We start from the raw sequence: 19,647 nt of genomic DNA, 5'->3' as shown, positions 1-19,647 counted from the left end.
GCCATGTCTGATGGAAGGGCCGGTAACGACTGTTGCACAGGCTGCGACCGCGCGTAAGGGATTTGGCATGACCCGATACGGTGGTGCGCATGGCATATGCCCCCGGCTGCGCCTCGGTAACCCGCCCGGACGCTGCGGAATCCGTCGCTCCGGGCTAGGCTTCGGCCGCCGTACGGCAGTCGTTCCGCCGATCCACTGTGGGGAACGACGCATACGGCCCGCGGACACCGGCAAGAATGCCGGTCAGCGGAAATCCCGTTGCCAGCCAGTCCCCCGCACCGGATGCTGACCTCATGTTCGATCCAGACATAGCGCCCAGTGGCACCCTGCTCGGCCTCCTCCAGCGAGGCCGCGGCGACGGGACCCTGCATGCCTTGGCGGCGCCCCGGGCCGAGGCCCTGGCCGCCCTCAACGACAGCGTGCTGCGCGACCCCCGGCGCGACTGGCAGCTGGAGAACCGCTCGCTGTACTACGCACGCCTCTACATGCAGCTCGACGGCGGCCTCGAAGAGATCGAACGGCACCTCTTCCACCCCGACGACCACACGGACACCCGTGAGGAGCGCACCGGCCTCGCGCTCTCCGTACTGGGCCACCTCGCCTCCTACGGGCGCGACGCCGCGCTGCTCCTGTTGCGCAGCTACGCCGCGGTCGGCGGCAACTGGCGCTGGGCCCTGGACGAGCTCGCCCTGCGCGACGAGGACGAGGGCCTGCTGTCCCTGGCGCCCGCCGTACTGGCCCGCTTCCCCGAGACCCCCGAGGGCGAGGCCGAGCTGGCCGCTGCCGTACGGGACGCGTTCGAGCCCCGCCCCTGGCGGCTGTGGGCCGAGGACGCCCGGTACGGCGCCCGGGTGCGTGCCGCGGGCGAGCAGGGCTCTTTTGACCGCTGGCAGCGCCAGCTCACGCCGAGCGGCCCGCGCCCCGGCTGGAGCGTCCGCGAGATCCTGCAGTGGGCCGAGGACGGCCGTGCCGAGCGGCCCGCCGAGTGGCGGACCGGCGCGGCGGCGCGCTGCCTGGCAGCGGTGGCCGGCCCCGAGGACCGCCCCGAGCTGCTGGCGGCCGCGCGCAGCGGTCCGGACGCCGCCCGCGCGGCTGCCCTGCGCCACCTCGCCGAACGGGGCGACGCCGAAGCGCTCGACCTGATCGAGGCCGCCGCCTCCGACCCGCTGGCCTGCCCGGAGCTCGTCGAGGCAGCGACCGGTGCCTTCTGCCGTATGCGGTCCGTGGCGGCCGTCGAACGCGCCCGCGTGTGGGCCCGCCGCCCGGACCGGCTGGGCGCGGTGGCCGCCGCGCTGCTGGCCCGCCGCGGCGGCATCCAGGACGCCGACACGGTGCTCGCCGTGCTCCGCAGGACCGTGCAGGCCGAGGGCCCGGACGCGGCCGGCCTGTGGGAGCTGGCCGACGGCGTCGGACGGCTCGGCGTCGAGTGCGCCGCGCCCGTACTGCGCCACATCTACCGCGAAACCTCCTCCTCCCACCTGCGCGGCCGGGCCGCCGCCGCGCTGGCCGCCACCGACCCCGGCTTCGCCGCCGGCTTCGCCGTCGAGTGCCTGTGGGACTGCGAGGAGACCACCCGGGAGCTCGCCGCCCGTACGGCCGCGACCGGCGACGCCCGCGTCGTCGAACAGCTCCGCCGGCTCGCCGCCGATCCGGCCGAGGAGACCGAGGTCCAGACCGCGGTACGGGGCCGGATCGGGCCGGACGCGGCGGAGGTCTGAGGGGCCCGCCGCGTTACGGGGGCGGGGCGCCGCCCTACGGGGGACCGGGACGCCGTCCCCGGGGCCCCTTGTGCCGCCCTCCTTCATGTGGCGCGTCGTCGCCCTCCGTACGACGCGCTGCCGACCCCCGTGCGGGCGTGGCCGACCGCCCCACGGAGTACGCGGCCGTGGACGCCCCTACGGGATAGGGCGTAGCCGATACGGGCAGAGAACAGCAGTGCGGGATCGCCGCACCGCCTTCGTGCCGAGCGCGGTACGCCCGTGGCCGCACGAGGTCCCGCGTCGTCGCGTCCCAGGAGGCAGCAGGAGATGACCCGGCAGGCAGCGCACCTCCCCGCAGTGTCCGACGAGGTGCGCCGGGCACTCGGCGCCGGGCGCCCCGTCGTCGCGCTGGAGTCGACGATCTTCACGCACGGGCTGCCCCGGCCGCGCAACCTCGCCATCGCACGCGAGGCCGAGGAGATCCTGCGCGCCGACGGCGTGGTGCCGGCGACGACGGGCGTGGTGGCGGGCGCCCCCACCGTGGGCCTTTCCGACGCCGAGATCGAGCGGCTCTGCACCGCGGACGGCGTGGCCAAGGCGAGCGTCCGCGACCTGCCGGGGGCGATCGCCACCGGCAGGGACGCCGGGACGACGGTGGCCGCCACCGCCCACCTCGCCCATCTCGCGGGCATCCAGGTGTTCGCCACTGGGGGCCTCGGCGGGGTGCACCACGGGGCGCGCACCAGCTTCGACGAGTCGGCGGACCTGGTGACCCTCGCCCGCACCCCGGTGACGGTGGTCAGCGCCGGGGTGAAGTCGGTGCTGGACATCGGGGCGACCCTGGAGCGGCTGGAGACCTTGAGCATCCCGGTCGTCGGCTACCGCACGCGCCGCTTCCCCGGCTTCTACGTCGCCGACTCGGGCCACGGGATCGACACGTCGGCGGAGTCACCCGAGGAGATCGCCGCGATGATCCGGGCCCGGGACGCGCTCGGCCTCCGCTCCGCGCTGCTCGTCGCCAATCCCGTACCACGTGATCGCCAGCTCGATCCGCAGCTGCACGAGCGGGTGCTGGCCGAGGCGTGGGACGTGGCGGCGCGAGAGGGCGTCTCAGGGGCCGCCACGACGCCGTTCCTGCTGGACCGCATCCGCCGCGCGACCGGCGGCCGCAGCCTGGACGTCAACGCCGAGGTCTACCGCAACAACGTCACCGTCGGCGCCGCGATCGCGCGGGCCGCCGCCGACTGAGCAACGGAGGGGGCGGGGCCGTGCTCGGGGTCCTCGGGGATCTGCTGGAAGACCATGTGGTGTGGCTGCGCGAGCCGTTGCGGGCGGCCTCGGACACCGAGGTGACGATGTACCGCGTGCGCGGCGGCAGCGCGGCCAACGTGGCCGCGTTCGCGGGGGAGCGGCATCCCACCCGGTTCATCGGCTGCGTGGGCGCCGACCCGGAGGGCGACCGGCTCGTTGCGGAGCTGGCGTCGCACGGCGTCGACGTCCGCGTCCAGCGCGCCGGGCGGACCGGCAGCGTCGTGGTACTGATCGACCCGTCCGGTGAGCGCACGATGCTGCCGTACCGGGGCGCGGCCACGCTCCTGGAGCCGGTCGCCCCGGAGTGGACCGACGGCCTTGCGCACCTGCACGTACCGGCGTACGCGTTCGCCGGTGAGCCGGCCGGGACGGCGGCGGCCGACGCGCTGCGCCGTACGGCCGCGCGCGGCGGAACGGTGTCCGTCGACGCGTCGTCCACCGGGATGCTGCGCGCCTACGGGGAGCGGCGGTTCCTGCGACTACTGGGCACGCTGGCGCCGCACGTCCTCTTCGCCAACCGCGCCGAAGCGGCGTCGCTGGCGCGCGGGGTCGGCGGGACGGGCCCGGACGGCGCCGACCTGCGTGCCCTGGCCGACCGGCTGCCCGGTACCACGGTGATCGTCAAGGACGGTGCCCGTCCGACCACGGTCCTCGCCCCCGGCCACCCGCCCTTGCGGATCGCCGTCCCGCCGGTCGACGGTGTCCGTGATCTGACCGGCGCGGGTGACGCGTTCGCCGCGGGCTACCTCACCGCCTCCCTGACGGGTGCCGGCATTCGTGCGGCGTGCGCGGCCGGGCACGCCACTGCCGCGCGGGTCCTGCGGACACCGGGGGCGTCGGCCTGACACCCGGGGCCTCAAGGGCGCCGATGCACCGCCCCGACGGGGGAACGCTCATGGGACGTTCCCCCGCTGGAAAGATCCCCGTGGCCCGGTCCACGCCCGGCCCGCCGACAACACGAGTATGCGTGTCGCCATCGTCACCGAATCCTTTCCGCCCGACGTCAACGGCGTCGCACACTGCACCCTGCAAACCGCCCGGCACCTGGTGCGGCGCGGCCACGAACCACTGGTCGTCGCCCCGGCGGCGGCTCAGGACCCGGAGGGCGGGCGGGCCCTGCCGTGCCCGGTCGTCCGGGTGCCCTCACTGCCGTTGCCCGGATACCCGCAGGTACGGGTAGCGCTGCCGGGCCGCCGGCTGGCCGCCGCGCTCGCCGCGCACCGGCCCGAACTGGTCCACCTGGCGAGCCCCTTCGTGCTCGGCGTGCGCGGCATGGCGGCCGCGACCCGGCTGGGCGTGCCGGCCGTCGCCGTGTACCAGACCGACCTGGGGCGCTACGCCCGCACGTACCTGGGCGCCGGTACCGGGGCGGCCTGGCGGCGGCTGCGCGCCGTGCACACCGCGGCGGACCGCACCCTCGCCCCCTCCACCGCCGCCGCCCGGGAGCTGGCCGAGCACGGCGTGCCCCGGGTGCGCCTGTGGCCGCGCGGGGTGGACTCCATGCGCTTCCACCCGGCCCGCCGCGACGAGGTGCTGCGCAGTTCGCTGGCCGCCGGGCGCGAGGTGCTGGTCGGCTACATCGGGCGGCTCGCCCCGGAGAAGGAGGTCGGGCTGCTTCGGGAGGCGGCGCGACTCCCGGGGGTGCGGACCGTCGTGATCGGTGACGGGCCGAGTGCCCCGGGGCTGCGCGCCGCGCTCCCCGAGACACGCTTTCTCGGCCGCCGCACCGGGGACGAACTGGCCCGGCTCTTCGCCACCCTCGATGTCTTCGTGCACACCGGGCCGTACGAGACCTTCGGGCAGACCGTGCAGGAGGCGATGGCCAGCGGGGTGCCGGTGGTGGCGCCCGCGGCGGGCGGCCCGCTGGACCTGGTGACCCACGGGCGCACCGGGCTGCTCGTACCGCCCGGTGACGCCACCGCGGTCCGCGACGCGGTGCAGGTACTCGCCGGCAATCCGAAGCTGCGCGCCGCCTACGGAGCGGCGGGCCGGGCGGCGGTCGCGGACCGCACCTGGGAGGCGGTCGGCGACCGGCTGCTGGCGCACTACGAGGACGTACTGGGACAACGGGAGGCGGTGGCGGCGTGAGCAGCACGAGGCGCAACGGTACGGAGTACAGCGGTACGGGGTACACGGGGACGGGGCACGCGGGGACGGCGCACCACGGGGGCACGGGCCGCGAGGGCCTCCGCATCGTCCGCCTCGCCAACTTCGTCACCCCGGCGTCGGGCGGGCTGCGCACAGCGCTGCGCGAACTGGGCGAGGGCTACCGGGCGGCCGGCCACGACCCGGTACTCGTCGTCCCGGGCCCGGCCGCGAGCGACGAACAGACCGTACAGGGACGGGTGATCACCCTCCCGGGCCCGACGCTGCCCGGTACCGGCGGCTACCGGGTCCTCACCGGCCGGGCGCGTCTGGAGCGCCTGCTGCACACCCTCGCGCCGGACCGCCTGGAGGTCTCCGACCGCACCACGCTCCGCTGGACCGGGGAGTGGGCCCGGCGTGCCCGGGTGCCGGCGGTGATGGTCTCCCACGAGAGCGTCGACGGGGTGCTGCACACCTGGGGCGTGCCCCGCCACGCCGCACGATCCGTCGCTGACCGGCTCAACTCCCGTACGGCGCACGCGTACAGCCGCGTCGTCTGTACGACCGAGTGGGCGGCCGCCGAGTTCACCCGGACCGGCGCGCGCAATGTCGTCACCGCGCCGCTCGGCGTGGATCTGGCCCGCGCCCACCCCGGTTGCCGCAGCCAGGAGCTGCGCCGGCGGATCGGCGGCGGCGCGTCCGCCGTGCTGCTGCTGTGCTCCCGGCTGTCGGTCGAGAAGCGCCCGGGAAGGGCCCTGGAGGCCCTCTCGCGGCTCCGTGCCGACGGGACGGATGCCGCGCTGGCCGTGGCCGGTGACGGTCCGCTGCGCGCCCGCCTGGAGACCCGGGCCCGCGCCGAGGGCCTGCCGGTGGCCTTCTTCGGCCACGTCGCCGACCCCGGCGCGCTCGCGGCCCTCCAGGCCAGCGCCGACGTCCTCCTGGCACCCGGCCCCGCCGAAACCTTCGGCCTCGCCGCCCTGGAGGCACTGGCCTGCGGTACTCCGGTCGTGGCCAACGCAGGCTCCGCCCTCGCCGGGCTGATCGGCCCCGCGGGCGAGACCGCACTCGACGACGGCGACAGCATCGCCGCCGCCATACGGCGCGTCCTGGCCCGCCCCGAAGGGCCGCGCCGCACCATGGCCCGCCGCCGCGCCGAGCACTTCGGCTGGCACACCGCGGTCAACGCCTTCCTCACGGCCCATGACGCGGCCCCGCTGACCGTTCCGCAGGCGCAGGGCGTCCGGGGCTGACGATCGGCGTTGCCGCGCGGCTGGCCTCCCGGAAGCCACGCGCACCGAGTGGTCCCGCCGTGCGCGGCGGTCCGTTGTCACAATGGCCGCATGACCGGACGCTGGGAGTTCTGGATCGACCGGGGCGGGACCTTCACCGATGTGGTGGCGCGGCGGCCGGACGGTGCGCTGGTCACCCGGAAGCTGCTCTCGCACCACCCCGAGCGGTACGACGACGCGGCCGTCGCCGGGGTCCGTGAGGTGCTGGGGCTGGGCCCCGGGGAGCCGGTGCCCGCCGAGCGGGTGGCCGTCGTCAAGATGGGCACCACCGTGGCCACCAACGCCCTCCTGGAGCGCAAGGGTGAGCCCACCGTGCTCGTCACCACGCGCGGCTTCAGGGACGCGCTGCGCATCGCCTACCAGAACCGGCCCCGGCTGTTCGACCGGCACATCGTGCTGCCGGACGCGCTGTACGACCGGGTGATCGAGGTACCGGAGCGCGTGGACGCGCACGGGGAGACGGTCACGCCCCTCGATACGGACGCGGCCCGGGAAGCGCTGGCCGCTGCGTACGAAGCGGGCTTCCGCAGCGCCGCCATCGTGCTGCTGCACGGCTACCGCCACCCTGCCCATGAGAAGCAGCTCGCCGAGCTGGCCACGGAAGCGGGGTTCACGCAGGTCAGCTGCTCGCACGAGGTGAGCCCGCTGATGAAGCTCGTACCGCGCGGCGACACGACCGTGGTGGACGCCTATCTGTCGCCGATCCTGCGGCGCTACGTGGAGGAGGTCGCCGCACAACTCCCCGGTATCCGGCTGATGTTCATGCAGTCCAACGGGGGGCTGCGGCAGGCGGAGCACTTCAGGGGGAAGGACGCGGTGCTCTCCGGGCCGGCCGGTGGTGTCGTGGGCATGGTCCGGTCCGCCGCCGAGGCCGGGCACGACAAGGTGATCGGCTTCGACATGGGCGGCACGTCCACCGATGTGTCGCACTACGCAGGCGAGTTCGAGCGCGTCTTCGGCAGCGAGGTCGCGGGCGTCCGGATGCGCGCACCCATGATGAACATCCACACGGTCGCGGCCGGCGGCGGCTCCGTCCTGCACTTCGACGGCCGCCGCTACCGGGTGGGGCCCGACTCGGCGGGCGCCGTCCCCGGGCCCGCCTGTTACCGCCGCGGTGGCCCGCTCACCGTCACCGACGCCAACGTCATGCTCGGCCGCATCCAGCCCGCGCACTTCCCCGCGGTGTTCGGGCCGCACGGCGACCAGCCGCTGGACGCGGACGTGGTGCGCGAGCGCTTCGAAGCGCTCGCGCGGGAGGCGGGGCGGGCGGTGGGCGACCGGCGCGGCCCGGAGGAGGTCGCCGCGGGCTTCCTGGACATCGCCGTGCTGAACATGGCCAACGCGGTCAAGAAGATCTCCGTGCAGCGCGGCCACGACGTCACTCGGTACGCGCTCACCAGCTTCGGCGGCGCGGGCGGCCAGCACGCCTGCGCGGTCGCCGACGCGCTCGGCGTCGGCACCGTGATCGTCCCGCCGCTGGCCGGCGTGCTCTCCGCGTACGGGATCGGCGTCGCCGACGCCACCGCGATGCGCGAGCAGTCCATCGAGACCGAGCTGACGGCCGGCACCATGGACCGCGTCCGCGCGACCTGTGACGACCTCGCGGCGCGTACCCGTGAGGAGCTCCGCGCCGACGGCGTGCCCGAGGAGAGCATCACCACCCGGGCCCGCGTCGTCCTCCGGTACGCGGGCACCGACGCGGGCATCCCCGTGCCGCTGGCCGACGCCGACGACATGGCGACCGAGTTCGCGCGCGTCCACCGCGCCCGGTACGCCTTCACGATGGACAAGCCGCTGATCGCCGAGGCGGCCTCTGTGGAGGCCGTCGGCGCGGCCGGTGGCACCTCGGGACACCGCAGCCTCGCCGCGGATCGAGAGGGCGAGCTGCGGCCGCTGGACACGGTGCGGATGTTCGTCGAGGGACGGCGCCAGGAGACCCGGCTGTACCGCCGGGAGGACCTGCGGCCCGGGGACGCCGTGACCGGGCCCGCGATCCTCGTCGAGGACGACGCGACGACCGTCGTCGACCCCGGCTGGCAGGCGGCCGCCGGCGACCACGGACATCTGCTGCTCACCCGGGTCGAGGCTCGTCCGGAGCGCACGGCCGTCGGCACCGCAGCCGACCCGGTCATGCTGGAGGTCTTCAACAGCCTCTTCATGGCCATTGCCGAGCAGATGGGCGTGCGCCTCGAACACACCGCGCACTCCGTGAACATCAAGGAGCGGCTCGACTTCTCCTGCGCGCTCTTCGACGCCGCCGGCAATCTGATCGCCAACGCGCCGCACATCCCCGTCCACCTGGGCTCGATGGGCGAGTCCATCAAGGAGGTACTGCACCGCCGCCGGGACGACATGCGCCCCGGCGACGTGTACGCGATCAACGATCCGTACCACGGAGGAACGCACCTCCCCGATGTCACGGTCGTCACCCCCGTGTTCGACGAGCGGGACGAAGAGTTGCTCTTCCTGGTGGCCTCCCGCGGTCACCACGCCGAGATCGGCGGCATCACGCCGGGCTCCATGCCCGCCTTCAGCCGCACGATCCAGGAGGAGGGCGTCCTCTTCGACAACTGGCTCCTCGTGCGGGACGGCAGGCTGCGCGAGGAGGAGACGCGGCGGCTGCTCACCGAGGGGCCGTACCCCTCGCGCTCCCCGGACGCCAACATCGCCGACCTCCGGGCGCAGATCGCCGCCAACGAGAAGGGCATCAGGGAACTGCACAAGATGATCGGGCAGTTCGGTCTCGACGTGGTGCGTGCCTACATGGGCCACGTGCAGGACAACGCCGAGGAGTCGGTGCGCCGGATCATCACCGGGCTCGCCGACGGCTCCTTCCGGTACGAGACCGACAGCGGCGCGGAGATCCGGGTCGCGCTGACCGTGGACCGGGAGGCGCGCAGCGCGGTGCTCGACTTCGCCGGTACCTCGCCCCAGCAGCCCGGTAACGCCAACGCGCCCAGCTCCGTGGTGATGGCCGCCGTCCTGTACGTCTTCCGCACCCTGGTGGCCGAGGGCATCCCGCTCAACAGCGGCTGTCTGAAGCCCATTGAAGTACGCATCCCGGAGGGTTCGATGCTCGCGCCGGTCTTCCCGGCCGCCACCGTCGCCGGGAACGTGGAGACCTCCCAGGCGGTCACCGGCGCGCTCTACGGGGCGCTGGGCGTCCAGGCCGAGGGCGCGGGCACGATGAACAACATCACCTTCGGAAACGACCGCGTGCAGTACTACGAGACGGTTGCCAGCGGTTCCGGCGCGGGTGACGGCTTCCATGGCGCCGACGCCGTGCAGACCCATATGACCAACTCCCGCCTCACCGACCCCGAAGTGCTGGAGTGGCGCTATCCGGTACGGGTGGAGGATTTCTCCGTACGGGAGGGCAGCGGCGGCCGCGGGCGGTGGCACGGCGGCTGCGGCGTCACCCGCCGCATCCGCTTCCTGGAGCCGATGACGGTGGCGCTGCTGACCGGGCACCGCAGGGTGCCGCCGTACGGCATGGCGGGCGGCGGACCGGGCGCACCGGGCGAGAACCGCGTGGAGCGCGCGGAGGGCGGCACGGAGCGGCTGGAGGGCTGTGACGTGGCCGAGGTGGGCGCGGGCGACGTGCTGGTGCTCCGCACGCCGGGAGGGGGCGGCTACGGGCCCCCGGGGCGCCCGTAAGTCCGCAGTCTCCGAACAGTCCGTAGTCCGCGAAAAGCCCGCGCCGCACAGCAGTTAAGTTTTCTGAGTAGCTGTGCAAGAAGTCTTGTCCCGGGGGCCGGTGGGTCTTAGGTTCCCGGGCATGGCACACGAGACCGCCGACGAGCGGTACGAGCCCGACGAGGTTCCCGTGGGCCACCGGCTGCGCGCCCTGAGGCGCGCCCGGCGGCGCACCCTGCGGACCGTCGCCGACGCCGCCGGGATCAGCGAGGGGTACCTCAGCCAGGTCGAACGCGGCATCGCCAACCCGAGCATCGCCACGCTCCAGCAGATCGCCGCCGCGCTCGGCCTGAAGATGGGCGACCTCTTCGCCGCTGACTACACGACCGGGCCGCGCGTCCTGAAGGCGGCCGCGGCGCCGAGCCTGACCTTCGGGGTGCTGGGGCGCAAGTTCCGGCTCACCCCGGGCCCGCAGCACCACCTGGAGGCGTTCCTCGGCGAGTTCGAGCCCGGCGGGTCGACCGGCGACCGGCCCTACACGCACGGCGACTCCGAGGAGTTCCTCTACGTGCTGGAGGGCGAGGTCGAACTCCACCTGGAAGGCGAGCGCTTCGCCCTCGGGCCCGGCGACAGCATCCGGCACAGCAGTGCCGTCCCCCACAAGCTCGTGGAGACCGGCGGCGACGGCGCCAGGGTCCTGTGGGTGATCAGCCCGCCCAGCTACTGAGCGACGGAGGTCGCGATGACGTTGAACGGCAACATCTCCTTCTGGTACCGCCAGACCGGCATCCCCAGCCGGCGCGACCCCCTGGACGGCCCGGTCGACGCCGACGTGTGCATCGTCGGCGCCGGCTTCACCGGACTGTGGACCGCGTACTACCTCAAGAAGGCCGACCCCGGCCTCCGCATCGTCGTACTCGAGCGGGAGTTCGCCGGCTTCGGGGCCTCGGGGCGCAACGCCGGCTGGCTCAGCGGCAAGATCGCCGGTTCCCCCGCGGTGTACGCACGGGAGCGCGGGCCACAGTCCGTACGGGAGCTGCAGCGGGCCATGAACGCCACGGTGGACGAGGTCATCGCGGTGGCCGGGGCCGAGGGCATCGACGCCGACATCGTCAAGAGCGGCTACCTGACCGTGGCCCACCGGCCCGCCCAGCTGCCGCGCCTGCGCGCCGCACACGAGAAGTCCGTGCACTGGGGCAACGCGGACGAAGTCCTTCTCTCGGGGCGCGAGGTGCGCGACCGTATCGATGTGGCCGGCGCACTGGGCGGCGTGCACAACCCGCACTGCGCCCGTGTCCACCCGGCCAAGCTCGTGCAGGGCCTCGCCCAGGCGGTCGCGGCTCTCGGGGTGACGATCCACGAGTCCACGCCCGTCACCCGCATCGCACCGGGGCGCGCCGAGACGCCCTTCGGGACGGTGCGGGCCCGCCGCGTCCTCCGGGCCACCGAGGGGTTCACCAGCGACCTGCACGGAGAGCGCCGCACCTGGCTGCCGATGAACTCCTCCATGGTGGTCACCGAACCGCTGCCCGAAGAGGCGTGGAAGACCATCGGCTGGGACGGGCACGAACTGCTCAGCGACCTCACGCACGCCTACACGTATGCACAGCGCACCGCCGACGGCCGCATCGCGATCGGCGGGCGCGGCGTCCCGTACCGCTTCGGGTCCCGCGTGGACCGGGACGGCCGGACCAGCCCGAAGACGGTACGGGCGCTGCGCGACACCCTGGCCCGGCTGCTGCCCGCGACTGCCGGCGCGCGGATCGACCATGCCTGGTCGGGAGTACTGGCTGTGCCGCGCGACTGGTGCGCCTCGGTCTCCTTCGACCGCCGCACGGGGCTGGGCTGGGCCGGTGGCTACGTCGGCCACGGCGTCGCGGCGACCAACCTGGCCGCCCGCACCCTGCGGGACCTCGTACTGGAACAGGACACCGACCTGACCCGGCTGCCGTGGACAGGCCACCGGACACGCGCCTGGGAGCCGGAGCCCGCCCGCTGGCTCGGCGTACACGGCATGTACGCCGCCTACCGTGCCGCGGACCGCAGCGAGGCCACGCGCCGCACCACCACCGCACCGATCGCGAAGATCGCCGACCGCATCTCGGGACGCTGACCTTGTTCTTCCCGGCGGCCTTCGTGGGCACCGGGATGCCGGCCCTCGTACTGCTCGGAACGCGGTCGCTGCCGGCCCTCAGGCGCCGCTGTGTGCCCGTACGAAGCGCACCGGGGTGCCCGGTGCGGCCTGGGCGGCGGCGGGGAGTGCGGACTCCCGTACGACGCCGATGACCGGGTAGCCGCCTGTCGTGGGGTGGTCGGCGAGGAAGAGGACCGGGAGGCCGTTCGGGGGGACCTGGACGGCGCCCAGGGGCATGCCCTCGCTGGGGAGTTCGCCGTCCCGGGCGCGCTCCAGGGACGGGCCCTCGGTACGCAGCCCGATGCGGTTGCTCGCGGACGACACCCGCCAGACGCCGGTGAGGAGGGTACGCAGCCCCGCCTCCGTGAACCAGTCGTCGCGCGGCCCGAGGCGGACGGGCAGGACCAGTTCGCGTGCCGGGCCGGCGTGCGGGACCGCGTCGGCCGCGGGCACCGGCGCGCCCGGTGTGCCGAGCGGCAGCACGGCGCCGTCGGTGAGCGGGGCGGGGCCGAGCCCCGAGAGGAGGTCGGTGGCGCGGCTGCCGAGCACCGGCTCGGCCTCGATGCCGCCCGCGAAGGCCAGGTAACTGCGCAGCCCGTAGGTGGCGGTGCCCACCTCCAGGAGGGCATCGGCCGGTACGTGTACCGGGGCGCCCCAGGCGGCGGGGCGGCCGTCGACGGTCACCGGGCAGGGCGCGCCCGTGACGGCCACGGTGACGGCGCTGCGCATACGTATCGCGCACCCGGTGACGGTGGTCTCCAGGGTGGCCGCCTCGGGGCCGTTGCCGACGAGGCGGTTGGCGAGGCGGTGGGCGTCCGCGTCGAGCGCGCCGGAGCGCGGGACGCCCAGGTGGGCGTGGCCGGCGCGGCCGAGGTCCTGGACGGTGGTCAGTGCTCCGGCGCGTACGACGGCGAATGCGCGGTCGGTCACTGGGTCGCCTCCGGGTGCGGGTCGAACGGTTGCGGGACGAAGCGGACGAGGGTGCCCGGTGTGAACAGCGCCGCCGGCTCCCGGGAGGCGTCCCACAGCACGGCGTCCGCGGTGCCCAGCAGCTGCCAGCCACCGGGGGAGGAGCGCGGGTACACCCCCGTGTACGGGCCCGCGAGCGCCACGGAGCCGACCGGGAGGCGGGTCCTCGGGGTGGCGCGGCGCGGCACGTGGTAGCGCTCGGGCAGGCCCGTGAGGTAGCCGAAGCCGGGCGCGAAACCGCAGAAGGCGACGCGGAATTCGGTACCGGAGTGGATCCGTACGACCTCCTCCGGGGTGACGCCCCACAGCTCGGCGACGTCGGCGAGGTCGGGACCGTCGTAGCGGACGGGCACTTCGAGGGTCCGTGCCCCGGAGCGGGCGGCCGGGGGGATGTCCCAGCCGGTCAGCTCGGCCGCGAACCGCTCCGGTTCGGCGAGCCCGTCGATCAGTACGGTGCGCGCGGCGGGAACGATCTCGCGGGTGGCGGGCAGCCGGCCGGCCGCGGCGCGGCGCAGCAGCTCCGCGTGGAGCGCTTCGACGGCCTCGCCGCTGTCCAGTTCGACGAGCAGGCCGTGGTCGCCCACGGGCAGGGTGCGCATACGGAGGCAGGGGGACTCGGCGGGCTGCGTACGAGTGCCGGCGGTCGTGGGTGCGGTCATGCGAACGCAGCCACGCGGACGCCGGCCGCCGTCAGTTCGTCGCGTACGCGCCGTGCCAGGGCCGCGGCGCCCGGGGTGTCACCGTGCAGGCACAGCGACTGCACGTCGACCTCCACGCGTTCGCCGTCGAGGGAGGTGACGGCGTGGTCGCGGGCGAGGCCGAGAGAGCGCTTGACGACGGCGTCCGGGTCGTGGACGACCGCGCCGGGCTCCCGGCGCGGGATCAGGGTGCCGGCGGCCGTGTAGGCGCGGTCGGCGAACGCCTCGGTGACGGCGGGCAGCCCGGCGGCGCGCGCCGCCGCGTGCAACTGCGAGCCGGGGAGCCCGAGTACGGGCAGCGGACCGGCCGCGCGCCGGATGCCGGCCACGATCGCACCGGCCTGCTCGGTGTCGTGGACGGCACGGTTGTACAGCGCGCCGTGCGGCTTCACATAGGCGACGCGGGAACCGGCGGCGCGCGCGAAGACCTCCAGCGCGCCGATCTGGTACGCGATCTCATCGGCGAGCTCGTCCGGGGGGACGTCCATGGCGCGGCGCCCGAAGCCCGCGAGGTCGCGGTAGGACACCTGGGCACCGATGCGGACGCCCCGCTCGGCGGCCGTCTCGCAGACCCTGCGCATCGTCGACGGGTCGCCCGCGTGGAAGCCGCAGGCGACGTTGGCGCTGGTGACGACGGAGAGCAGGCTGTCGTCGTCGGTGAGCTGCCACCGTCCGAACCCTTCGCCGAGGTCGGCGTTGAGATCGATCACCGGGTCCGTCATGGGCGTCCGTTCCAACAGTGCCGGCGGAGCCGGACAGGGGCAGGGAAAGGCAGAGCCGGCCGGCCCGTTTCCGTAGCGGCTGTCCTCCTGGGGCGCTCGGGCCGGCCGGTTACCGCATCAAGCTAGAGGATTGTTGAACGATAGGACAAGAGGGTTGTTGTCTTGTTCGCCGATCTGGGATTGACTGCGTGCCCTTGCGGGCGGCCGCGCGGCCGTCGTACGCGGTCCTGGTGACCAGGGGGACGAAAGTGAGGCGCGAGGTGGCGAAGGGGATGGGCCGGCGGATCGTGGAGCCGGACGGACTGGCGATGGACCGGGCGCTGCTGGGGCGGACGAGCACCGCCGAGCGGGTCGCGGACATACTGCGCGACCGTATCGCGGAGGGTTTCTTCCCGCCCGGGGCGCGGCTGTCGGAGGACTCCATCGGCGGGGCGCTGGGGGTGTCGCGGAACACGCTGCGGGAGGCGTTCCGGCTGCTCACGCACGAGCGGCTGCTGGTGCACGAGCTGAACCGGGGCGTCTTCGTGCGGATGGTCGCGGTGGACGACCTCGGCGACATCTACCGGGTGCGCGGGATGATCGAATGCGCCGTGATCCGGGGCCTGGGCGAGCCGCCGTACGCGCTGGACCAGGTCGAGGCGGCCGTGGTGGCGGGGGAGCGGGCCGCGCTGGAGAGGTCCTGGCAGGACCTCTCGACGGCCAATATCCGCTTCCATCAGGCACTGGTCGCGCTGGCCGGCAGCCCCCGCACGGACGAGCTGATGCGCGGCGTTCTGGCGGAGCTGCGGCTGGTGTTCCACGTCATGGACGACCCGCGCCGCTTCCACGAGCCGTACCTCACGCGGAACCGTCAGATCCTCGAAGCGCTGCAGGGCGGCGACGTGGTCCAGGCCGAGCGGCTGCTCGCGTCCTACCTGGAGGATTCCCGGGCTCAGCTGTCCAGCGCGTACGCCCAGCAGGTCGCCGAGCGGGTTTCCGGCGGGTAACAAGAGTCACCCACCTATTGTCGGATCGTAGAACGATCCTCTACCGTCCTGGCACATCCCCACGAGACCCGTGGGTTTCTGCGTGCGAAAGGCGGTCCCGTGATCGTTCTTCTGGGCGTTCTCGTGGTGATCATCGGCTTCGCCACGCGCCGCAACCCCCTGCTGGTGGTGGGGGTGGCGGGCATCGCCACCGGATTCCTCGGCGGCCTGTCGCCGCAGAAGGTCCTCGCGGCCTTCGGTGACGGCTTCGCCTCCAGCCGGGCAGTGACGATCTTCGTCATCACGCTGCCGGTCATCGGTCTCCTGGAGCGCCACGGCCTCCAGGAGCAGGCCCGCAACCTCATCGCACGCTTTGCGAAGCTGACCACCGGACGCTTCCTCACGCTCTACCTCGTGCTGCGCCAGTGCTTCGCCGCGCTCGGCCTGAAGGACCTCTTCGGGCCCGCGCAGACGGTGCGCCCGCTCGCCGCCCCGATGGCCGAGGGCGCGGCGGAACGCCGCTACGGAGCGCTGCCGGACAAGACCCGGGAGAAGATCCGGTCCTTCACCGCCAGCGCGGACAACGTCGGGCTCTTCTTCGGCGAGGACGTCTTCCTCGCCGTCGGCTCGATCCTCCTGATCACCGGCTTCGCCAACTCGACGTACCAGACCCACCTCGAACCGCTGCAGCTCGCCCTCTGGGCCATCCCGACCGGGATCTGCGCGCTGCTCATCCACGGCGGCCGGCTGCTGCGCATGGACCGCACGCTGGAACGCGAACTGCTCAGCGCCCGCGTCGAACTCGCCACCCAGGAGGCCACGAAGTGATCAAGGCAGAGTGGTTCTACTGGCTCGTCGGCGCGCTCTTCCTGGTGATGGCCGCACAGATGGCCGCCGACCGCAGCAACCCCAAGCGCTTCGGTACGGCAGCCTTCTGGGGCCTGCTCGGCGCCGGCTTCGTCTACAGCTCCTGGGTCGTCGACAAGTCGGCACCTGCCGAGCCCCTCGGTGTCGCGGTCCTCGTGATGATCTGCCTGGCCGCCTTCGGGTTCACCGGACGCGGCAAGCCCCGGACGACCACTACGGAGGAGCGGCAGGCGAGCGCCCGTAAGCACGGCAGCAAGCTGTTCATCCCGGCCCTGACCATCCCCGCCGTCGCCCTGGTGTGCGCCGTCCTCGTCCCCGAGCTCTCCTTCGGGGGCACGCCGCTCCTCCAGAAGGGCAGCGAGACCATCCTCGGGCTCGGCGTCGGCGCCATCGTGGCGCTCGTCCTCGCCATGGTCATGCTGCGCGAGAAGCAGGCCGCGGCGCCCCTGCACGCGGGCCGCTCGATGCTGGAGTCCATGGGCTGGGCGATGCTGCTGCCGCAGCTGCTCGCCACTCTTGGCACGATCTTCGCCGTCTCCGGTGTCGGCAAGCAGGTGGGCATCCTCACCAAGGCGGTGCTGCCGCACGGCTCGGTGGTCACCGCGGTCGTCGTCTACTGCGTCGGGATGTTCCTGTTCACGGTGATCATGGGCAACGGCTTCGCGGCCTTCCCCGTCATGACCGCCGCCGTCGGCTGGCCCGTCCTCGTCGATCAGGCGAACGGCAACGCCCCGGCGATCCTCGCGATCGGCATGCTCTGCGGCTTCTGCGGCACGCTCGTCACGCCGATGGCCGCCAACTTCAACGTGGTGCCCGCCGCGCTGCTGGAGCTGAAGGACCAGTACGGTCCCATCAAGGCCCAGCTGCCCACCGCGTTCGCGCTGCTGGGCTGCAACATCGTCATCATGTCTGTCTTCGCGTTCTGAACGTCCGTCCTCGCGTTCTGACGCGGACCCTGCCGAAACCGAGTAACACTCCATGACCCGGGTACTTCTGACCGGATTCGCCCCCTTCGACGGGGAGCGCGTCAACCCCTCCTGGCAGGCCGTCCAGGCCGTCGCGGCCGACCCGCCGCCCGGCTGCGAGATCGCGACCGCCGAACTGCCCTGCGTCTTCGGTGCGGCGAACGACGCGCTCCGTAGTGCCGTCGCGGACGCCGACCCCGAGGTCGTGCTCTGCGTCGGCCAGGCCGGCGGCCGTCCGGACGTCACGCTCGAGCGGGTGGCCATCAATATCGATGACGCGCGCATCCCCGACAATTCGGGCGTGCAGCCCATTGATGTACCGATCGTCGAGGACGGCCCCGCCGCGTACTTCGCCACGCTCCCGGTCAAGGCGTGCGTCGCCGCCGTACGGGAGGCCGGGCTGCCCGCCTCGGTCTCGCAGACCGCCGGCACCTTCGTCTGCAACCACGTCTTCTACGGGCTGATGCACCTCGTCGCCACCGAACGGCCTGCCGTGCGAGGCGGTTTCGTGCACGTTCCGTACGCTCCCGGGCAGGTCACCGACAAGGGGAAGCCGTCACTCCCGGTCACCTCCGTCGCCGAGGCGCTGCGCGTGATCATGATCACGGCGGCGGGGCGCAGCGAGGACATCAAGGCTGTGGGCGGCGCCACACACTGACCTGCGAGGCCGTGCCGTTTCGTCCGTTGTCAGTGCGACGGCCTAATCTGTTCACCGTGACTTCTCCATCCCCCCAGAGCGCTGCGTCCCAGTTCAGCGGGGTGACGCGGCCCGCGCCGGGCCCGGCGGCCGACGAGGGCCTGGCCCGGCGGCTGCGCGCGCTCGCGTGCACGGCCCCGCTGCACGACCTCGACGCGCGCAAGGCCAACCTCGCGGGGGAGTACGGCGTCTACGCCATGGCCGAGGTCGCCCTCGCCGCCATCGATCTCGTCACGCTCCACATGGACTTCGACACGGGCGCCGACCATGAACAGATAGTGGCCAGGCTGCAGCCCCGCATCGCGGCCCAGGCCCCGCGCCGCCCCGCGGCGGAGCACGAGCGCGTCGCCCGCTGGGTCCTGGAGAATCTGATCAACGTGGGCAGCGTGGACCGCGGCTTCCGCGCGGTCTACGGCACGTTCTCCGCCGAGGGTGACTACGTCCGCAGGGACTACGACTTCAAGCTCATCGAGGAGGTCCCGGGCCCCGGCGGAACGGTCTACCTCCGCACCACCGACGAAGCGGTCAACGTCCTGGTGGGCGCGCTGGACACGGACGTCACCAGCGCCCAGATCGCCGCCGAGGTCAAGCTCGAGGTGCTCATCAGCCGCGGCCGGCTCGCCGACGCCCAGCTCGCCGCCGAGCAGGCGCGGTACCGCACGGTGCAGTACGCCGAAACGCTCCGCAAGACCCTCGACGCGACCCGGCGCAACGTCCGCGCGGTCGACTGGCTGCGTGCCGTCCCCGACATGATCACCGAGGCGCTCGACCACGTAGCGGACCGGTACCGCCACGAGAACGCCATCCTGACCAACATCCGCCGCGCCCGCGACGAGGCCGAAGGAGCCGAGCACAAGAGGCGCGCCGCCGAGCTCGTCGACATCGTCAAGGACTGCATCCGCCGCCACACCCAGCTGCAGTCCCGCCTCCTGGAAGCGGGCCCGCTCTTCCGCGCCGAGCAGGACCGGCAGGCGTTCGCGCCGCCCGCCGCGCACGCCGGACTGGACCTGTACGGCCAGCTCGTCGCCCCCGTACTGCCGCTCCCCGTAGAGCAGTCCACCCGGGTCACCGACGCCTTCTTCGCCAAGGGCACCGGCCTGCGCACGCCCACCGCCGTCCGGGTCGGCGACCTGGTCGAGATGCTGCTCAGCCCGCCCCAGGAGCGCGCGCACCTGGGCGCCGAGATGCCCGAGCCCGACCTGATCGCCACGCCCGACGACAGCCGGTTCAGCGAGGAGCAGCTGGACGCCGCGACCGCGCTGCTCACGCTGCCCCCGGACGCGCCGCGCCGGCTCTCCGGACTGCTCGCCGAAGCGCGCCGCCAGGACCCCGAACTGCCGTACCTGGTCGCGCTGATGGCCGTGCACGCCGCCAGCCCGCCGGTCGGCACGGCCTACCGCCAGGGCGAGGAGCACCTGCTGTTCGCCGTGGACGACGGCACGGAGCTGGTCGACCCGGAGTTCGGCGGCGCCGACCTGATCGTGGGCACCGCCCTGCTGGACGCGGCCGGCATGGCGGCCGAGCGGTCGGAGGTGGCGTGATGCCGGCAGCCGTGGACGCCGCCCGCCCCGAAGGACCCGCCGCGGCGGGGCCCGTACAGGGGCGCACC

General features: G+C 73.6%; 16 protein-coding genes. 13 read left to right on the top strand and 3 right to left on the bottom strand.

Going from position 1 to position 19,647, the window contains the following annotated elements:
• Positions 1-293: 293 nt before the first annotated feature.
• The 8 genes from IF04_RS0103530 (at position 294) to IF04_RS0103495 (ending at position 12,134) form a co-directional block, all read left to right on the top strand.
• A complete protein-coding gene (locus IF04_RS0103530; RefSeq protein ID WP_030250658.1) occupies positions 294-1,718 on the top strand; it encodes a hypothetical protein in 1,425 nt (474 codons plus the stop codon).
• A gap of 309 nt (positions 1,719-2,027) precedes the next feature.
• Entirely contained in the window at positions 2,028-2,948 is a 921-nt protein-coding gene (locus IF04_RS0103525; RefSeq protein ID WP_030250656.1) for a pseudouridine-5'-phosphate glycosidase, read from the top strand.
• Positions 2,949-2,968: 20 nt separating this feature from the next.
• A complete protein-coding gene (locus IF04_RS0103520; protein WP_030250653.1) occupies positions 2,969-3,856 on the top strand; it encodes a carbohydrate kinase family protein in 888 nt (295 codons plus the stop codon).
• 118 nt (positions 3,857-3,974) lie between these two features.
• Positions 3,975-5,099, top strand: coding sequence for a glycosyltransferase family 4 protein (locus IF04_RS0103515; RefSeq protein ID WP_030250650.1), 1,125 nt, complete (start codon positions 3,975-3,977; stop codon positions 5,097-5,099).
• 104 nt (positions 5,100-5,203) lie between these two features.
• Positions 5,204-6,346, top strand: a complete 1,143-nt coding sequence (locus IF04_RS0103510) for a glycosyltransferase (RefSeq protein ID WP_030250648.1) — start codon at positions 5,204-5,206, stop codon at positions 6,344-6,346.
• 90 nt (positions 6,347-6,436) lie between these two features.
• Complete coding sequence (locus tag IF04_RS0103505) at positions 6,437-10,042, top strand: hydantoinase B/oxoprolinase family protein (RefSeq protein WP_030250644.1); 3,606 nt, start codon at positions 6,437-6,439, stop codon at positions 10,040-10,042.
• Positions 10,043-10,163: 121 nt separating this feature from the next.
• Complete coding sequence (locus tag IF04_RS0103500) at positions 10,164-10,748, top strand: XRE family transcriptional regulator (protein ID WP_051830658.1); 585 nt, start codon at positions 10,164-10,166, stop codon at positions 10,746-10,748.
• A 15-nt stretch (positions 10,749-10,763) separates the two neighbouring features.
• A complete protein-coding gene (locus tag IF04_RS0103495; protein WP_030250639.1) occupies positions 10,764-12,134 on the top strand; it encodes an NAD(P)/FAD-dependent oxidoreductase in 1,371 nt (456 codons plus the stop codon).
• A 78-nt stretch (positions 12,135-12,212) separates the two neighbouring features.
• Here the strand turns inward: IF04_RS0103495 and IF04_RS0103490 are convergent, their stop codons facing one another.
• From IF04_RS0103490 to IF04_RS0103480, 3 genes are read right to left on the bottom strand one after another with little or no spacing between them, the layout of a single operon-like run.
• Entirely contained in the window at positions 12,213-13,085 is an 873-nt protein-coding gene (locus IF04_RS0103490) for a 5-oxoprolinase subunit C family protein (RefSeq protein ID WP_030250635.1), read from the bottom strand.
• Entirely contained in the window at positions 13,082-13,723 is a 642-nt protein-coding gene (locus IF04_RS0103485; protein ID WP_030250632.1) for a 5-oxoprolinase subunit B family protein, read from the bottom strand. The genes IF04_RS0103490 and IF04_RS0103485 overlap by 4 nt, the downstream gene beginning before the upstream one ends.
• Positions 13,724-13,779: 56 nt before the next feature.
• The gene (locus IF04_RS0103480; protein ID WP_030250630.1) at positions 13,780-14,544 is read right to left on the bottom strand and encodes a LamB/YcsF family protein; all 765 of its coding nucleotides are present in this window, start codon (positions 14,542-14,544) and stop codon (positions 13,780-13,782) included.
• Positions 14,545-14,816: 272 nt separating this feature from the next.
• Between IF04_RS0103480 and IF04_RS0103475 the strand changes: the two genes are divergently transcribed.
• The 5 genes from IF04_RS0103475 (at position 14,817) to IF04_RS0103455 (ending at position 19,579) form a co-directional block, all read left to right on the top strand.
• Positions 14,817-15,530: a GntR family transcriptional regulator gene (locus tag IF04_RS0103475; RefSeq protein ID WP_030250628.1), complete on the top strand. Its 714-nt coding sequence runs from the start codon at positions 14,817-14,819 to the stop codon at positions 15,528-15,530.
• A 99-nt stretch (positions 15,531-15,629) separates the two neighbouring features.
• Complete coding sequence (locus tag IF04_RS0103470; protein ID WP_030250626.1) at positions 15,630-16,337, top strand: DUF969 domain-containing protein; 708 nt, start codon at positions 15,630-15,632, stop codon at positions 16,335-16,337.
• The gene (locus IF04_RS0103465) at positions 16,334-17,302 is read left to right on the top strand and encodes a DUF979 domain-containing protein (RefSeq protein WP_030250621.1); all 969 of its coding nucleotides are present in this window, start codon (positions 16,334-16,336) and stop codon (positions 17,300-17,302) included. Before IF04_RS0103470 ends, IF04_RS0103465 begins: the two co-directional genes overlap by 4 nt.
• Positions 17,303-17,354: 52 nt before the next feature.
• Positions 17,355-17,999 (top strand): pyroglutamyl-peptidase I, encoded by a 645-nt coding sequence (gene pcp / locus IF04_RS0103460; RefSeq protein ID WP_030250618.1) that lies wholly within the window; start codon positions 17,355-17,357, stop codon positions 17,997-17,999.
• Between the two features lie 56 nt (positions 18,000-18,055).
• Positions 18,056-19,579: a hypothetical protein gene (locus IF04_RS0103455; protein WP_030250615.1), complete on the top strand. Its 1,524-nt coding sequence runs from the start codon at positions 18,056-18,058 to the stop codon at positions 19,577-19,579.
• Positions 19,580-19,647 lie beyond the last annotated feature (68 nt).

Source organism: Streptomyces violens, from assembly GCF_000717745.1.
In the GTDB taxonomy this organism is placed as follows: domain Bacteria; phylum Actinomycetota; class Actinomycetes; order Streptomycetales; family Streptomycetaceae; genus Streptomyces; species Streptomyces violens.
This window is presented reverse-complemented; position numbering and strand designations above follow the sequence as displayed.

Excerpts from the sequence above, each read along its gene's own strand:
- IF04_RS0103530 (WP_030250658.1), top strand. The coding sequence starts at position 294 with ATGTTCGATCCAGACATAGCGCCCAGTGGCACCCTGCTCGGCCTCCTC.
- IF04_RS0103525 (WP_030250656.1), top strand. The coding sequence starts at position 2,028 with ATGACCCGGCAGGCAGCGCACCTCCCCGCAGTGTCCGACGAGGTGCGC.
- IF04_RS0103480 (WP_030250630.1), bottom strand. The coding sequence starts at position 14,544 with ATGACGGACCCGGTGATCGATCTCAACGCCGACCTCGGCGAAGGGTTC.
- IF04_RS0103500 (WP_051830658.1), top strand. The coding sequence starts at position 10,164 with ATGGCACACGAGACCGCCGACGAGCGGTACGAGCCCGACGAGGTTCCC.
- IF04_RS0103495 (WP_030250639.1), top strand. The coding sequence starts at position 10,764 with ATGACGTTGAACGGCAACATCTCCTTCTGGTACCGCCAGACCGGCATC.
- IF04_RS0103475 (WP_030250628.1), top strand. The coding sequence starts at position 14,817 with ATGGGCCGGCGGATCGTGGAGCCGGACGGACTGGCGATGGACCGGGCG.
- IF04_RS0103505 (WP_030250644.1), top strand. The coding sequence starts at position 6,437 with ATGACCGGACGCTGGGAGTTCTGGATCGACCGGGGCGGGACCTTCACC.
- IF04_RS0103515 (WP_030250650.1), top strand. The coding sequence starts at position 3,975 with ATGCGTGTCGCCATCGTCACCGAATCCTTTCCGCCCGACGTCAACGGC.
- IF04_RS0103485 (WP_030250632.1), bottom strand. The coding sequence starts at position 13,723 with ATGCGCACCCTGCCCGTGGGCGACCACGGCCTGCTCGTCGAACTGGAC.
- pcp (WP_030250618.1), top strand. The coding sequence starts at position 17,355 with ATGACCCGGGTACTTCTGACCGGATTCGCCCCCTTCGACGGGGAGCGC.